Annotated in this window: 1 protein-coding gene; it reads right to left on the bottom strand. The window is 43.8% G+C overall.

Translation table 11 applies throughout. From position 1 onward, the window contains the following. Positions 1–185: 185 nt before the first annotated feature. Complete coding sequence (locus MNV_RS09105) at positions 186–968, bottom strand: hypothetical protein (protein ID WP_096205407.1); 783 nt, start codon at positions 966–968, stop codon at positions 186–188. Positions 969–1,081 lie beyond the last annotated feature (113 nt).

Raw genomic sequence — 1,081 nt, 5'->3', positions numbered from 1 at the left:
CCCTCCCTCCATTGCTGGCTTTCGACCAGAGCGCTTCGGATTACGATGAAATGTGAGCCGTCTACAGCTCTCCTAAGTTTGACCATGTTCAAAATAACGTCGGTTAAAATATTAAAATTAACATCAATTAATATTAGAACTAATGTTATTTCTTGATATCAAATAAGTCTACTTTTTCATGGCGATCACTTCAAAACAATTACATCAAAATAATCTAAGCTCCACGTCCTGGCTACTGAAAAGGCTGCACCTTCGGCAGCAATGCCAGCACCGGCAAACATCGGAGCAGTAGGGAGATTGAGTTGATGTGTTGCTACCAATACACCATTTACAAGATAAATCACATATGAAGATACGCCAATGATCGTGCATAAATCACCATTGGTAATCTGTGGATCAATCGTTGTAAAATGCTGACCGCCAGCATTATCGATCGTGTATGTCTGCCAAACATTGCCAGGACTCAATGAAAAGGCAGCCGTGTTATTGTTTAAGACTGTTTGGAAATCTGCGCTTAATCCGATCTTTGATCCTGAGTACCCTGCATTAGTCCCAGGAACGATATTTTGAAGAATGAAATTACAAATCACTGGACTGGATAAAGCACCAAGCGACCACATTTTTTTTGTGGTAAATCTACAATAACCAGTTGTTAAAGCGTCAGAAGCCATATCCATTTCGTGATTGGCTGCATCAGTCGTATTAGACCAACCGGCAGATGCAGCCACACCTGTAAAATTATCTACAGCCCCTAAGTGATTGGAGTACCTTTCAGAAGCTGGGGAGCTTGTAAGCGTCCACAGTCCAGCAACATAGCAGTTGTAGATTTTCAAAGTGTTGGTAGCATAGTACATGTCCCCGACACCGGGAGTACTCGGTTTTGAAGCATCAAGCCCAAAAAGGAACTGCGGCATATGCCCCTGAGTTGGGGATACCACTTTCCCGGCAACGATTTCAAGATAGCCCATAGTTCACCTCACAGCTCATCCACGTTCACGATGATAGTCAGAATCTTTCCCGCCGTGTAATTGGCATAATGCGCCTGGAACCTCGCGCCTGCCGGGTATTTGTACTCTGCTCC

The sequence above is a fragment of the Candidatus Methanoperedens nitratireducens genome (assembly GCF_900196725.1).
Classification (GTDB): domain Archaea; phylum Halobacteriota; class Methanosarcinia; order Methanosarcinales; family Methanoperedenaceae; genus Methanoperedens; species Methanoperedens nitroreducens_A.
The sequence above is the reverse complement of the archived record's forward strand: the minus strand, read 5'-3'. Positions and strand labels throughout refer to the sequence as shown.